General features: G+C 36.1%; 11 protein-coding genes. All 11 read left to right on the plus strand.

Translation table 11 applies throughout. The features are described 5' to 3' along the window. The first annotated feature begins 73 nt into the window (after window positions 1-73). The 11 genes from WMO42_RS00940 (at window position 74) to WMO42_RS00990 (ending at window position 13,926) form a co-directional block, all read left to right on the plus strand. Window positions 74-1,255 carry a phosphoribosylaminoimidazolecarboxamide formyltransferase gene (locus tag WMO42_RS00940; protein ID WP_349191339.1) on the plus strand — a complete coding sequence of 394 codons (1,182 nt, stop codon included), beginning with the start codon at window positions 74-76 and terminating at the stop codon, window positions 1,253-1,255. 276 nt (window positions 1,256-1,531) lie between these two features. Next, on the plus strand, window positions 1,532-3,424 hold the full coding sequence (locus WMO42_RS00945; RefSeq protein ID WP_349191341.1) for an oligopeptide transporter, OPT family: 1,893 nt from the start codon (window positions 1,532-1,534) through the stop codon (window positions 3,422-3,424). Between the two features lie 13 nt (window positions 3,425-3,437). Then, window positions 3,438-3,803 carry a PqqD family protein gene (locus WMO42_RS00950; RefSeq protein ID WP_022502891.1) on the plus strand — a complete coding sequence of 122 codons (366 nt, stop codon included), beginning with the start codon at window positions 3,438-3,440 and terminating at the stop codon, window positions 3,801-3,803. 201 nt (window positions 3,804-4,004) lie between these two features. Then, window positions 4,005-4,913, plus strand: a complete 909-nt coding sequence (gene nadA / locus WMO42_RS00955; RefSeq protein ID WP_349191343.1) for a quinolinate synthase NadA — start codon at window positions 4,005-4,007, stop codon at window positions 4,911-4,913. Between the two features lie 76 nt (window positions 4,914-4,989). Continuing rightward, window positions 4,990-6,300, plus strand: coding sequence for an L-aspartate oxidase (locus WMO42_RS00960; protein ID WP_349191345.1), 1,311 nt, complete (start codon window positions 4,990-4,992; stop codon window positions 6,298-6,300). A 267-nt stretch (window positions 6,301-6,567) separates the two neighbouring features. After that, on the plus strand, window positions 6,568-7,425 hold the full coding sequence (nadC, locus tag WMO42_RS00965; RefSeq protein ID WP_349191347.1) for a carboxylating nicotinate-nucleotide diphosphorylase: 858 nt from the start codon (window positions 6,568-6,570) through the stop codon (window positions 7,423-7,425). Between the two features lie 19 nt (window positions 7,426-7,444). Next, window positions 7,445-7,993 (plus strand): transcription repressor NadR, encoded by a 549-nt coding sequence (locus tag WMO42_RS00970; protein ID WP_022502887.1) that lies wholly within the window; start codon window positions 7,445-7,447, stop codon window positions 7,991-7,993. A gap of 83 nt (window positions 7,994-8,076) precedes the next feature. After that, complete coding sequence (locus WMO42_RS00975) at window positions 8,077-8,901, plus strand: Cof-type HAD-IIB family hydrolase (protein ID WP_349191349.1); 825 nt, start codon at window positions 8,077-8,079, stop codon at window positions 8,899-8,901. A 332-nt stretch (window positions 8,902-9,233) separates the two neighbouring features. Beyond that, window positions 9,234-10,889, plus strand: coding sequence for a glutamate--tRNA ligase (gene gltX / locus WMO42_RS00980; RefSeq protein ID WP_022502885.1), 1,656 nt, complete (start codon window positions 9,234-9,236; stop codon window positions 10,887-10,889). A 120-nt stretch (window positions 10,890-11,009) separates the two neighbouring features. Further along, on the plus strand, window positions 11,010-11,492 hold the full coding sequence (gene queF, locus WMO42_RS00985; RefSeq protein WP_022502884.1) for a preQ(1) synthase: 483 nt from the start codon (window positions 11,010-11,012) through the stop codon (window positions 11,490-11,492). A gap of 298 nt (window positions 11,493-11,790) precedes the next feature. Then, window positions 11,791-13,926, plus strand: a complete 2,136-nt coding sequence (locus WMO42_RS00990; protein WP_349153683.1) for a methyl-accepting chemotaxis protein — start codon at window positions 11,791-11,793, stop codon at window positions 13,924-13,926. Window positions 13,927-14,073: the final 147 nt, after the last annotated feature.

Raw genomic sequence — 14,073 nt, forward strand, 5'->3', positions numbered from 1 at the left:
TAACTAAGAACTATTAATATAATAAATAATTAAGAATTAATAATAGGAATTAATAAATGAATGGAGAATAGTTATGAACGAATTTCAGTTAAAATATGGCTGCAACCCTAATCAGAAGCCATCAAGAATATTTATGGAAGACGGAAGCGGGCTTCCAGTAGAAATCCTTAACGGAAGACCAGGTTATATCAATTTCTTAGATGCATTCAATGGCTATCAGCTTGTTAAGGAATTAAAGGAAGCAACAGGACTTCCAGCTGCAACTTCATTTAAGCATGTATCACCAGCAGGTGCGGCAGTAGGACTTCCTCTTAGTGAAGTAGAGAAGAAGATATACTGGGTAGATGAGAATATCGGAGAGCTTTCACCACTCGCCTGTGCTTATGCAAGAGCAAGAGGTGCAGACAGAATGTCATCATTTGGTGATTTCATATCATTATCAGATGAGTGTGATGCTTCAACAGCAAAGCTTATCCAGCACGAAGTATCAGATGGTATTATCGCTCCTGGTTTCACAGATGAAGCTTTAGAGATACTTAAGGGCAAGAAGAAGGGTAATTACAATATAATTAAGATTGACCCTTCATACCGTCCAGCACCAGTTGAGAGAAAGCAGGTATATGGTGTTACATTTGAGCAGGGACGTAATGAATTCAAGATTAATGAAGAGCTTCTTGAAAATGTTGTTACAGAGAATAAAGAAATTCCAAAGCAGGCAAAGATTGATTTAATAATTGCCCTTATTACATTAAAGTATACACAGTCTAACTCAGTATGCTATGCAAAGAATGGACAGGCAATCGGTATCGGAGCTGGACAGCAGTCAAGAATTCACTGTACAAGACTTGCAGGACAGAAGGCTGATAACTGGTATCTTCGTCAGAACCCTAAGGTATTAGAACTTCCATTTAAGGAAGGTGTAGGCAGAGCTGACAGAGATAATGCAATTGATCTTTACATTGGTGATGAATATATGGATATTCTTGAAGATGGAGCATGGGAGAGAGTATTTACAGAGAAGCCAGAAGCGTTTACTAAGGAAGAAAAGAGAGCATGGCTTGATGGCAACACAAATGTTGCACTCGGTTCAGATGCGTTCTTCCCATTTGGCGATAATATTGAGAGAGCATATAAGAGCGGTGTTAAGTATATTGCACAGCCAGGTGGTTCAATTAGAGATGATAATGTTATTGAAACTTGCAACAAGAGAGGCATTGCAATGTGCTTTACAGGAATGAGATTATTCCACCACTAATTAAAAGTATTTTTGATAAAAGATATCTGCGATATAAAATGAGCAATTAATTATTTTCTGGAATTAGTTTATTCCATTTTCTGGAATATTTAATAAAAATTTAAAGAGTATATAATTGGTACTTTATTTTTTGAATTTAATGTGATAAAATACTAAAGATTAAAAGAGGTGACAGCTGTCATTGAAGTTGTCATCTCTATTTTTTTTGATGATTTATTGTATTATATCGTCTGGCAATAATTCATCAATGATTTTTATACTTTTAGGAGGTTTTTTATGAAAGACGAGCAGTTTAAGCCGTATATACCTGCGGATAAGATTACTCCAGAATTCACAGTAACATCTGTTATTATGGGTATGCTTCTTGCTGTAGTATTCGGTGCTGCTAATGCTTACCTTGGTTTAAGGGTAGGTATGACTGTTTCAGCATCAATCCCAGCAGCCGTTATTTCTATGGGTGTTATACGTGTCATCATGAAAAAAGATTCTATCCTTGAGAGCAATATGGTTCAGACAATTGGCTCTGCGGGTGAATCATTAGCAGCAGGTGCTATTTTTACATTGCCTGTATTATTCTTATGGGCTAAAGATGGAATTATGGATTCTCCATCACTTCTTACAATAATGTTAATATCTCTTTGCGGTGGTATTCTTGGTGTTCTCTTTATGGTTCCACTTAGAAATGCACTTATCGTTAAAGAACACGGAACACTTCCTTATCCAGAAGGAACAGCTTGTGCTGAAGTATTACTTGCTGGTGAAGAAGGTGGAGCAAGTGCCAAGTCTGTATTTGCAGGTATGGGATTTGCAGCATTATTTAAGTTCATTACTGATGGAATTAAGGTTATTCCTGGTGTTATTACAGCACCTATTAAGTCGCTTAAGACAGAACTTTCAGCAGAAGTATATCCGGCATTACTTGGTGTAGGTTACATATGTGGACCTAAGATTGCATCATATATGTTTGCTGGTGGTATATTAGGCTGGTTCGTACTTATTCCGGCTATTGTAACATTTGGTGGTTCAACAATACTTTATCCAGGTACAATCTCTATTGCTGATTTATATGCAACAAAGGGAGCAAGTGCAATCTGGAGTAATTACATCAAATATATCGGTGCTGGTGCTGTTGCAACAGGTGGTATTATAAGTCTTATTAAGTCATTACCACTTATTGTAAAAACATTCTCAGATGCTATCAAGGGAATGAAAGGTGATAAGAACACAGGTAAGCTTCGTACAGAACAGGATATTGATATGAAGGCTATTGCAATTGGTATTGTTGTTGTTACAATTGCTATCTGGCTTATTCCAGATATTCCTGTTACAATTCTTGGCGCTATTCTTATAGTAATATTTGGTTTCTTCTTCGCAACAGTATCTTCTCGTATGGTTGGTATTGTAGGAAGCAGTAACAACCCTGTATCAGGTATGGCTATTGCTACACTTTTATTTGCTACATTATGTCTTAAGGTTACAGGTGATGTAGGTGTTCATGGTATGAAGGGTGCTATCGGTATCGGTTCTGTAATCTGTATTATCGCAGCTATGGCTGGTGATACATCACAGGATTTAAAGACTGGTTATATCCTTGGTGCTACACCTAAGAAGCAGCAGATTGGTGAACTTTTAGGTGCAGTTATTGCAGCATTAACAATCGGTGGCGTTCTTGTTCTTCTTGACAGTGCATGGGGCTTTGGTACAACAGAACTTGCAGCTCCTCAGGCTACTCTTATGAAGACAATCGTAGAAGGTGTTATGCAAGGAAATCTTCCTTGGGCACTTGTGTTCATCGGTGTATTTATTGCATTAGTAATTGAAATACTTGGTATTTCAGTTCTTCCAGTAGCAATTGGTTTATACCTTCCATTAGAGCTTTCAGCAACAATTATGATTGGTGGACTTATCCGTCACTTTGTTGACAAGAAGTCTAAAGATAAGGATAAGGACAACGAAGCAAGTGGTGGAATTCTTTTCTGCTCAGGACTTATTGCTGGTGAAGGTCTTGTAGGTATTCTTCTTGCTATATTTGCAGTAGTTGGACTTGCAGATCCAATTGATTTATCAGGAAGCATTTCACTTGGAACAATCGGTTCTATTGTGTTAATGGTTATTATGGTTCTTTTAATATTAAAGAATGCAGTATGGACTAAGAGCAAAGAAAAGTAGAGTGTGAACGAATATGAAGACAAAATCTAAGAAGGCAAAGGCAGAAAGTGCTAATTACCTTGATTATGTGCCAATGCATAATGAGGATAAATATCCTTTTCAAACAGACGATAATGGTGCAGTAACAATAATGGTTGAGAATAAAGGTGTGTTTAATAAAATAGCACAGGTTGTATTCAGAAAGCCAAGAATATCAAAGATTCATCTTGATGAAATGGGTAATTTCATATGGCCATATATAGATGGTGCAAGAACGATATATGATATATCTGAGCTTGTGCACGAGCATTTTGGTGATAAAGCTGAGCCTTTGTATAAAAGACTTGTACAATATTTTAAGACACTTGAAAGTTATGGTTTTATAACATTCAATAAGTAAATACTTAGTTTAGATAAAAGGGCGTAGCAGCGGATAGCTGTTACGTCTTTTTTTAGTGCTTTTATCGTGTATAAGCATATATCTTTTATCAGTTTTACTGGAATATTACAAAATTTACCGAAAAACTTTACAACTGTCTTGTCAGCTGTAAAGTTTTGTAGTATACTTTGTGAAATTATAACGATTTCTGGAGGAATACATATGTCTATCGTAAGCGATATTGAAAAGTTAAAGAAAGAGAAGAACGCAGTAATACTTGCACATTATTATGTTGATGAAGATGTTCAGGACGTTGCAGATTATATAGGTGACTCGTTTTATTTAAGCAAGGTGGCTACTAAGGTGAGTCAGGACAGAATTATATTTGCTGGTGTTGAATTTATGGGAGAAAGTGCGAAAATCCTTAATCCTAAGAAAAGAGTGTTTATGCCGGATATGAATGCAGACTGTCCTATGGCACATATGGCTGACAAAGATGAGATACTTGCTTTAAGAGAAAAGTATGATGACCTTGCGGTTGTCTGTTATATTAATTCAACTGCTGAATTAAAGAAATATTCAGATGTATGTGTAACATCATCTAATGCAGTTAAGATTGTTAAAAATCTTCCTAATAAAAATATATTTTTTATACCAGACAGAAATCTTGGAAGCTATGTTGCGAAACAATGCCCGGATAAGAATTTTATGTTTAATAATGGCTGCTGCCCAAGACACGTTGTCATTACTAAAGATATGGTGTTAAAGGCTAAAGAATTACATCCAGAGGCTAGATTTGCAGCCCATCCTGAATGTACAGAAGATGTACTGGCACTTGCAGATTATGTTGGAAGCACATCAGGAATTATTGATTATGTTGTTGATACTGATGCAGATGAATATATTATCGGAACAGTTGATGGTGTGTTCAATGAGATAAGAAAGAAGGCACCAGACAAGAAGCTTTATACAGTTAAGCCTGACCAGGTATGCGTGAATATGAAAAAAGTTACGCTGGATAAGGTGTTAGATGTTCTTGAAAATGATACTAATGAGGTATTCGTTGATGAAGAACTTGCACAGTGTGCATTAAAGCCGCTTAATAAAATGCTTGAGCTGGCAGCAAAATAATATGATTAATATTAAAATACATTGCAGATAAATGGTATATAACAAACTGGTATAATTAAAGAAATGGAGTAAAATTATGGAAACAGATGTATTAATAGTAGGCTGCGGCTGTTCAGGTCTTTATTGTGCACTCAATCTTCCGAGAGATAAGCGAATTCTTATGATAACAAGCAGTGATGCAGAAAGCAGTGATTCATATCTTGCACAGGGGGGAATGTGTATGTTAAAGGATGATAGTGATTATGACAGTTATTTTGAGGATACACTTAAAGCAGGACATTATGAGAATGATAAGAAATCAGTAGAGATAATGATTCGTTCGTCAAGAGATGTTGTCAAGGATTTAATTGAGACAGGTGCTGATTTTAAGAAAGATGAGCAGGGCAATCTTGCATACACTAAAGAGGGAGCACACAGCAGTAACAGAATAATATTCCATGAGGACGTTACAGGAAAAGAGATAACAAGTCATCTGCTTGAAAGAGTAAGGGAGCTTCCTAATGTAACATTATTAGAGAATACAAGGATGTTAGACATTATAAGCTATAATAATGAATGTGTTGGTGCAGTTATAAGAAAATCAGATAACAGCCTTATGACAGTTAAGGCAGATGTCACTGTTCTTGCAACAGGCGGAATAGGTGGTCTTTATAGACATTCAACTAATTTCAGACATCTTACAGGCGACTCGATTGCAATTGCTGTTAAGCATAATGTTGAATTAAAGGATATTAACTATGTCCAGATTCATCCAACAACATTTTATTCTAAAGATGAGAAGGACAGAAGCTTTCTTATATCTGAGTCAGTAAGAGGCGAGGGGGCAAAGCTTTATGACAAGAATGGCGAAAGATTTGTTAATGAACTTCTGCCAAGGGATTTACTTACACAGGCTATATATGAGCAGATGAAAAAGGACGGAACAGATCACGTCTGGGAAGATTTAAGGACGATTCCAGAAGCTGAGCTGAAATCGCATTTTCCTAATATAGTTGAGCATTGCAGACAGCAGGGTTATGATGTCACTAAAGAATGTATACCAGTTGTACCGGCACAGCATTATTTTATGGGTGGCATAAAGGTTGATTATGAGAGCAGGACATCTATGGACAGATTATATGCAGTAGGTGAAACAGCCTGCAATGGTGTTCACGGAAGAAACAGGCTTGCGAGCAATTCGCTTCTTGAAAGCCTTGTATTTGCCAAGAGAGCAGCTCATAATATGATAGATAGCGAATTAGCTGATAAACTTAATGCATCGGCCGATGCCTATGTTGCTAATATGAAGCTTACGGATTATGAAGATGAAAATGCCTTGAATGAATTATATGCAAAACTTGTAAAAGATAAAATAGATGAAGCAGATGCAGGAAAGCAGACAGCATAAAAAGAAAAATATGGTATAATATGACTACTTCGTAGTCACTTAGAAGTTTCTTCGAAACTTCGGATGCGTGGAAAAGCAACGCAAAAATATGGTATAATATGACTACTTCGTAGTCACTTAGAAGTTTCTTCGAAACTTCGGATGCGTGGAAAAGCAACGCAAAAATATGGTATAATATGACTACTTCGTAGTCACTTAGAAGTTTCTTCGAAACTTCGGATGCGTTGAAGAACAACGCAAAAATATGGTATAATCAGGAGAATAAATATGTTAGATAATGTTACTTTAAAATTAAATGCAGATCCATTAATAATCAGTGCGTTAAAGGAAGATATAACAAGTGAAGATGTGTCGACTAACAGTGTTATGCCAGAACCTAAGAAGGGCGAGGTACAGCTTATATGCAAGCAGGATGGAATCATATGCGGACTTCCGATATTTGCAAGGGTATTCACACTTCTTGATGAGAATACAGTTGTTGATTTAAAAGTAAAAGATGGAGATAAAGTTACTAAGGGAGAGCTTCTTGCAGTTGTAACAGGTGACATAAAAGTGTTATTATGTGGGGAGAGAACAGCACTTAATTACTTACAGAGAATGAGTGGAATTGCTACATATACTAATGAAGTTGCCCAGTGTCTTGAAGGGACAGGTATTAAGCTTCTGGATACAAGAAAGACAACACCTAATAACAGATTGTTTGAGAAGTATGCGGTAAGAGTTGGTGGTGGCAATAACCACAGATACAATCTTACAGATGGTGTGCTTCTAAAGGATAATCATATAGGAGCGGCTGGCGGAGTAGCTAAGGCTGTTAGAATGGCAAAGGAATATGCACCATTTGTAAGAAAAATAGAAATTGAGGTTGAGAATCTTGATATGGTCCGTGAGGCTGTTGAAGCAGGAGCAGATATAATTATGCTTGATAATATGTCACACGATACTATGAAAGAAGCTCTTAATATAATTGACGGCAGGGCAGAGGTTGAAATATCTGGTAATATTACCAAAGAGAACCTTGAAAAGTTATCAGGACTTTCTGTTGATTATGTATCAAGCGGAGCACTTACACATTCAGCACCGATTATGGATATATCATTAAAAAATCTTCACCCAATTGAATAGATGAAAATGGAGAGATAGTATGAACGGAGAACAAAGACGTGAAAAAATAATAGATATTCTTAATAGTAGTAGTAAGCCTGTTTCGGGAGTTGCACTTGCCAGTATGCTTAATGTGAGCAGACAGGTAATTGTTCAGGATATAGCACTTATAAGAGCTTCTGATAATGAAATATCATCAACTAACAGGGGATATGTTATCCGTAAGAAGAATGAACATACAAGAATATTTAAGGTCGTTCATACAGAAGCAGATGTAGAAGCAGAGCTTAACAGTATTGTTGATATGGGTGGCTGGGTTAAAGATGTGTTCGTATATCACAAAGTATACGGAGTTATTAAGGCAGATCTTAATCTGCACTCAAGGCGTGATATTAAAGATTATATGGCAGAGATTGGAAATGGAAAGTCTAATCTGTTAATGAATGTCACATCAGGGTATCATTATCATACAGTGATAGCACCTGATGAGGACACGTTGGACATTATTCAGGAGAAGCTTGACAAGCTTGGTTTTCTTGCAAGATTACAGGAGTATGAACCTGTTGATTTCTGGAGCAGTAAAGCGTAAAATGTGAATTAGATACTTATTGATGAGCATTATAAATAACGCAGATCGTAAAATGATTAAGGTTATGCGTTAATGGAGGATATATGGTTAAACTTATTGCACTGGATTTGGACAGAACGACACTTACATCGGACGGACACTTATCTGAGGCTAACAAAAGAGCTTTAAGCGGGGCAATTAAAAGAGGTGTCCATGTATGTATTGCCAGCGGCAGGGCATTTGATACTCTTCCAGAGGAAGTGCTTAATGTACAGGGAATAGAGTATGCAATAACAAGCAATGGTGCAAGTGTATACAGGATTGCAGATAGAAAATGTATTAAGTCATATATACTAAAACCACAGTCTGTTGATAATGTTCTGTCGGTATGTAAGCAGTACCCTGTTACTTATGAGGCATTTATAAGAGGGTGTGCATATGCGGCAAAGGAGTATATTGACAATCCTGTAAAGTACGGTGCAACAGAAAATGCGATACAATATGTGCGTTCCACAAGAATATTAAAAGAGGATATTATACAATTCATTAATGAGCATAGAAGTGAACTTGATTGTATGGATGTTGTCCTTGATGATGACATTTTAAAGCGTAAGATTATTGATGAACTTTATGAGTCTGACAAGGATATATATATTACAAGCTCAGTAAAACAGCTTATAGAAATATCATATAAAGATGCTGGAAAGAGGTCAGGAGTACAATATCTTGCAGGACTTCTTGGCATAGACAGGAAAGATATTGCGGCATTTGGCGATGCGGATAATGATATTGATATGATACAATTCGCAGGCTACGGTGTTGCTATGGGTAATGCAACAGAACATTTAAAGAGCATTGCTGATTATGTGACTAAAAGCAATGATGAAGATGGTGTGGCATATGCTATAGAGAATATATTGTTGAATTAAAAAAGTTATGCTGATTTATGTGAATATTTAAATGCCTGTATTTTAATATACCTGTCGAAATATATATATTATATATGCTATATATGATATATATAGCATACAAAGTGTACATAGGAATATATTGTTATGTGTCAATGGATATATTAAAAGTGTTGGTGATATGAAATTGATATATATATCAAACATAAGTTGATAAATATCATAAAAATGTGTAATATATAATATTGGCTGTTGCCGTAATGATATGTGAATGTATAAGCGCATTATAGCATTGTATATAATTATATAATACATAGAAGTTATATGAGAATATGCGCAGAAATGAGGATGAAATGGATAATCAGAAATTAGCAGATTTATTATTTCCGGAAGTAGTTAATACTCCTGAATATTATGAAGAGAAATTCCCATATAGAAAGCTTCCTAATAAGGCAGAAGTTACACGTATGGCACCAAGTCCAACAGGATTTATTCATCTGGGCAATCTCTATAGTGCACTTGCTGATGAGAGAATTGCACACAGAAATGGTGGTGTATTTTATCTTAGAATAGAAGATACAGATGAGAAAAGAAAAGTTGATGGTGCAGTAGAAACAATTATTAATGTATTAAGATATTTTGATATTGAATTTGATGAGGGTGCTGGCTTTGATGATACAGATCCAAGAAATGCTTATGGACCATATTTCCAGAGACAGAGAGTTGAAATATATCATACATATGCTAAGAGCCTTGTAGAAAGAGGACTTGCTTACCCATGCTTTTGTACAGAGGAGGAGCTTGATAAGGTAAGGGCAAAGCAGGAAGAAGATAAGGTTCTTACAGGTTATTATGGAGAATATGCGACTTGTCGTAACCTCTCTTATGAAGAGATAGAAGCTAATATTAAGGCTGGTAAGCCATATGTATTAAGACTTCGTTCACAGGGAAGCCCTGATAAGGAGATTACATTTGTTGATGCAATCAAGGGAGAGATTAAGCTTCCAGAGAATATACACGACATTGTGCTTTTAAAGAAAGATGGTATTCCAACATACCATTTTGCACATGCAATTGATGACCATCTTATGAGAACAACTACAGTTGTAAGAGGTGGTGAGTGGCTTGCATCAGCTCCTATACATTATGAGTTATTCCATTTATTGGGCTTTAAGATGCCGGCTTACGCACATACAGCACATCTTATGAAGTTTGATGAGGAGACAGGAGGCAAGAGAAAGTTATCTAAGAGAAAAGACCCAGAGCTTTCACTTGATTATTATAGGAAGGACGGATACCATCCATATACAATGAAGGTATATCTTCTTACGCTTCTTAATTCTAACTTTGAAGAGTGGCACGAGAAGTTCCCGGACAAGGATATCAATGAGTTCCCATTCTCAGTAGAGAAGATGAACCAGTCAGGTGCACTCTTTGATAAGGATAAGCTTCATAATATATGTAAGAATGAATTATCTAAGCTTTCAGAAGAAGAACTTTACGATTTCCTTTATGACTGGGCTAAGGAGAATGAACCAGAAAATGTAGAGAAATGGTTCGGCGATAGAGAAAAGATGTTACAAATTCTCCGCCTTTATATGGGTGTCGGTGCTAAGAGAAGAAGAAAAGATTTAATGTATGCAAAGCAGATATTTGAACTTATCTCTTATTTCTTTGACGGTGAGTCAGCAGAGGAAATGGACGAATTCAAGCTTGATGAAGATATGGTAAGTAAGATACTAAAGAGTTATCTTGCAAAGTATGACCATAATGATGATAATTCAGTATGGTTTAACAAGCTTAAGGAGATAGCAGATGAGCACGGCTTTGCTTCAGATATGAAGGCTTACAAGGCTAATCCAGAGAATTTCAAGGGAAATGTATCTGATATAGCTGAAGCTGTAAGGATTGCAGTTACAGGACGTGCCAATACACCTGACCTTTGGACAATAGTTCATATTATGGGTGAGGAGCAGATGACAGAAAGAATTAAGAAGCATATTAAGTAATTGTGCATAAGCAGTTTAATAAACTGGGGAATTGATATACAAAAAGAATATTATACAAGTAGATTAATATACCAAAGAATTAATATGTTGACAGAACAATATGCAGGAATGGAGATTAATATGTCTAGAGAAGATGAAGGACTTAAGCAGTTAGGCAATAAGACGAAGTATAGTATGGATTATGCACCAGGAGTGCTTGAAACATTTGAGAACAAACATCCGGACAATGATTATTTTGTAAAATTTAATTGTCCTGAGTTTACAAGTCTTTGTCCTATAACAGGCCAGCCTGATTTTGCAACAATATATATATCATATATTCCTGATAAGCTTATGGTTGAATCAAAGTCACTTAAATTATATCTGTTCAGTTTCAGAAATCATGGTGATTTCCATGAGGACTGTGTGAATATAATTATGAAGGATTTAATCAGGCTTATGCAGCCAAGATATATAGAAGTGTGGGGCAAGTTCACTCCACGAGGAGGAATATCAATTGACCCATATTGCAATTATGGCAAGGAAGGAACTGCATTTGAGGATATGGCAAAGCAGAGACTTTTATGGCACGATATGAATCCTGAAAAGGTTGATAACAGATGATGTAAAGCTGGAAGTATATGCTTAATATAGCGCAATTTTATTTAATTAATAAGTCTGCGTAATATTGGCATATACTTCCAGCTTGTTTCTTAATTATGTGTTTATTTCAAGTTGCTTCAAAATGTATAAATTTGGGATTATTAACCTGCGATTTTAAAGATAATTTAACAATATTTAACAAATTTTAGTAAAACTTAATAAATGGATTGATATTGTAAATACATAGTGATAATATATATTTAAATATTTAAGATACGATCAATTGAATATTTAATGTGTAGAAGAACGGAGGAATAATATGAGCAAGGAACACACAGAGAAAAATGCTGCAGTCGAGGGGTTCAAAAATAAACAACTGACCTATAAGATTTCAGTAGCAGTGGGTATATTATTAGTTGCCTGCCTTACGGTTATGATTGCAATTAGTGCAACAATTGCAGCTAAGTTTATGAATAGTAGTATAAGTGGTGAGTTTGATGGAATTGCACAGCAGAATGGTGTATCAGTACAGGAGGTACTTGACAGAGCCTCAGATGTTGCTAATATTCTTCAGAATTATATTACGGAACGTTATGATGATTATGCTAAGACCGGATATACTGGAGAGACAGTTAAGAGTGAAGTATATGATGTACAGTTACAGAAGATGAACAAAGAGATTGAGCAGTTTATGATCAGCGTAGCCAATACATCTGTAACATCAAGTGAAAGCATTGCAGGTGTTGGTGTATTTTTTGAGCCTAATGCTTTTGACCCTGCTATTAAAGATTATACAATCTATGTAAGTGAATCAGATGCACAGAGTGGAAAGGTACAAAGCTATGGTGAGTATTCAAGCTATGGTTCAAAGGACTATTACAAGAATGCAGCAGCTTCACAGCAGAGCAGCTTTACAAGTCCATATAAGGATCAGGGCATCAATATGGTAAGTGCCTCTTTTCCAATTGTATATCATGGTAAGACACAGGGTGTAATTCTTGTAGATATTAATGTTGATACATTCAGCGGACTCCGTTCAACAGACGATAAGTACAATACAATGTATGTAGATGTACTTATGGGTGATGGTACATTTGTATATGACAGCGAATCAGATGAATATGTTGGAAAGAAGTTAAGCGATGTTTTACCAGCTAAAGAATATGCCAAGATACAAAAGGGCATTGATACAGGAAGCAGTTTCAGTGTAACAACTAAGAAGGATGATGGTTCTAAGGTTGAAAGATATTATGCACCTATTAAAGCTGTTAATCAGACCTGGTGGGCAGCAAGTGCATTAAATAAGACAGATCTTGAGCGTAATACGATTATTCTTGTAGTGTTTATGATTGTTATTTCGATTATAACTTTAGTAATTATAATTGTTATCAGCAATAAGCTTATTAAGAAGTACATTAAGCCTATAGATGATGTAGTTGCAGTAGCGGACCAGCTTGCGATGGGAGATTTCTCAGTTAATATTAAGAAGAATTATAATGATGAAATTGGTCAGCTTGCTGAGAAGTTTGATAATATGGCGGGAAGATTAAGTGCAATAATTAAAGACCTAACACGAGGTTTAAAAGAGATGGCAGGTGGTAACTTTAATATATCACCTAATGTAGAACACATCGGTGACTTTAAGGACATTGAAGTTGCTTTAGTAAAAGTTATAACAGATCTTTCATCAACTCTTTCAGAGATTAATGGTGTTGCAGATATGGTAGCTTCCAATGCAAGCCAGCTTTCAGATGGTGCACAGGCAATTACTGAGGGTGCAACGGATCAGGCAAGTTCAGTACAGGAATTACAGAGTACAATTGCTAATGTAGCTGATCAGGTTGATATGAATGCACATAATGCTAATAAGGCTAATGAAATGGCTAAAGCTGTTGGTGACCAGATTATTGAAAGTAATAATCAGGTACAGCAGATAGTTCACGCTATGGAAGTTATCACAGAGAATTCTAAGCATATCAGCAGTATTATTAATACAATTGATGAGATTGCCTCAAGTACTAACCTTCTTGCACTTAACGCTTCGATTGAAGCTGCAAGAGCAGGTGAAGAAGGAAGAGGCTTCGCAGTTGTTGCAACACAGGTTGGTAATCTTGCAGCACAGAGTGCAGATGCAGCTAAGAGCTCTGGTGAACTTATAGTTCAGGCAATTAATGCAGTTGAAGAGGGCAAGGGAATGGTTGATGATGCAGCTGCTAAGCTTATGGAGTCAGTTGAGAAGACTAAAGAACTTGTTGAGAATATCGAGCAGATTTCAGTTGCTTCAGAACAGCAGGCTGAATCATTAAAGCAGGTATCAGAAGCAGCAAGCCAGATAGCAGCTGTAGTAGAAGAGAATACAGCTATGGCTGAGGAAAGTTCTGCAAGCAGTGAGGAACTTGCTTCACAGGCGGACAGATTAAAAGAATTAGTTAGTGCATTTAAGCTTATGAAGTAATATAAAAAGCTGCCACTTTTAGCGGATTGACCGTTAAAAGTGGCTTTTTTTATGTCCTTGCACAGTATTTTTTTGATTAATTATGTGATTAGATATTGATTTCTATGATAAATGGTTATATTATATATATAACGTAGTAATCAATAC

Origin of the sequence: Lachnospira sp. CLA-JM-H23 (genome assembly GCF_040096425.1) — a bacterium.
GTDB classification, from domain to species: Bacteria; Bacillota; Clostridia; order Lachnospirales; family Lachnospiraceae; genus Lachnospira; species Lachnospira rogosae.

What these genes read in the sequence shown, in the direction of transcription:
- gltX (WP_022502885.1), top strand. Translation starts at nt 9,234, where the DNA reads ATGGATAATCAGAAATTAGCAGATTTATTATTTCCGGAAGTAGTTAAT.
- nadC (WP_349191347.1), top strand. Translation starts at nt 6,568, where the DNA reads ATGTTAGATAATGTTACTTTAAAATTAAATGCAGATCCATTAATAATC.
- WMO42_RS00940 (WP_349191339.1), top strand. Translation starts at nt 74, where the DNA reads ATGAACGAATTTCAGTTAAAATATGGCTGCAACCCTAATCAGAAGCCA.
- queF (WP_022502884.1), top strand. Translation starts at nt 11,010, where the DNA reads ATGTCTAGAGAAGATGAAGGACTTAAGCAGTTAGGCAATAAGACGAAG.
- WMO42_RS00950 (WP_022502891.1), top strand. Translation starts at nt 3,438, where the DNA reads ATGAAGACAAAATCTAAGAAGGCAAAGGCAGAAAGTGCTAATTACCTT.
- WMO42_RS00975 (WP_349191349.1), top strand. Translation starts at nt 8,077, where the DNA reads ATGGTTAAACTTATTGCACTGGATTTGGACAGAACGACACTTACATCG.
- WMO42_RS00990 (WP_349153683.1), top strand. Translation starts at nt 11,791, where the DNA reads ATGAGCAAGGAACACACAGAGAAAAATGCTGCAGTCGAGGGGTTCAAA.
- WMO42_RS00960 (WP_349191345.1), top strand. Translation starts at nt 4,990, where the DNA reads ATGGAAACAGATGTATTAATAGTAGGCTGCGGCTGTTCAGGTCTTTAT.
- WMO42_RS00945 (WP_349191341.1), top strand. Translation starts at nt 1,532, where the DNA reads ATGAAAGACGAGCAGTTTAAGCCGTATATACCTGCGGATAAGATTACT.
- WMO42_RS00970 (WP_022502887.1), top strand. Translation starts at nt 7,445, where the DNA reads ATGAACGGAGAACAAAGACGTGAAAAAATAATAGATATTCTTAATAGT.
- nadA (WP_349191343.1), top strand. Translation starts at nt 4,005, where the DNA reads ATGTCTATCGTAAGCGATATTGAAAAGTTAAAGAAAGAGAAGAACGCA.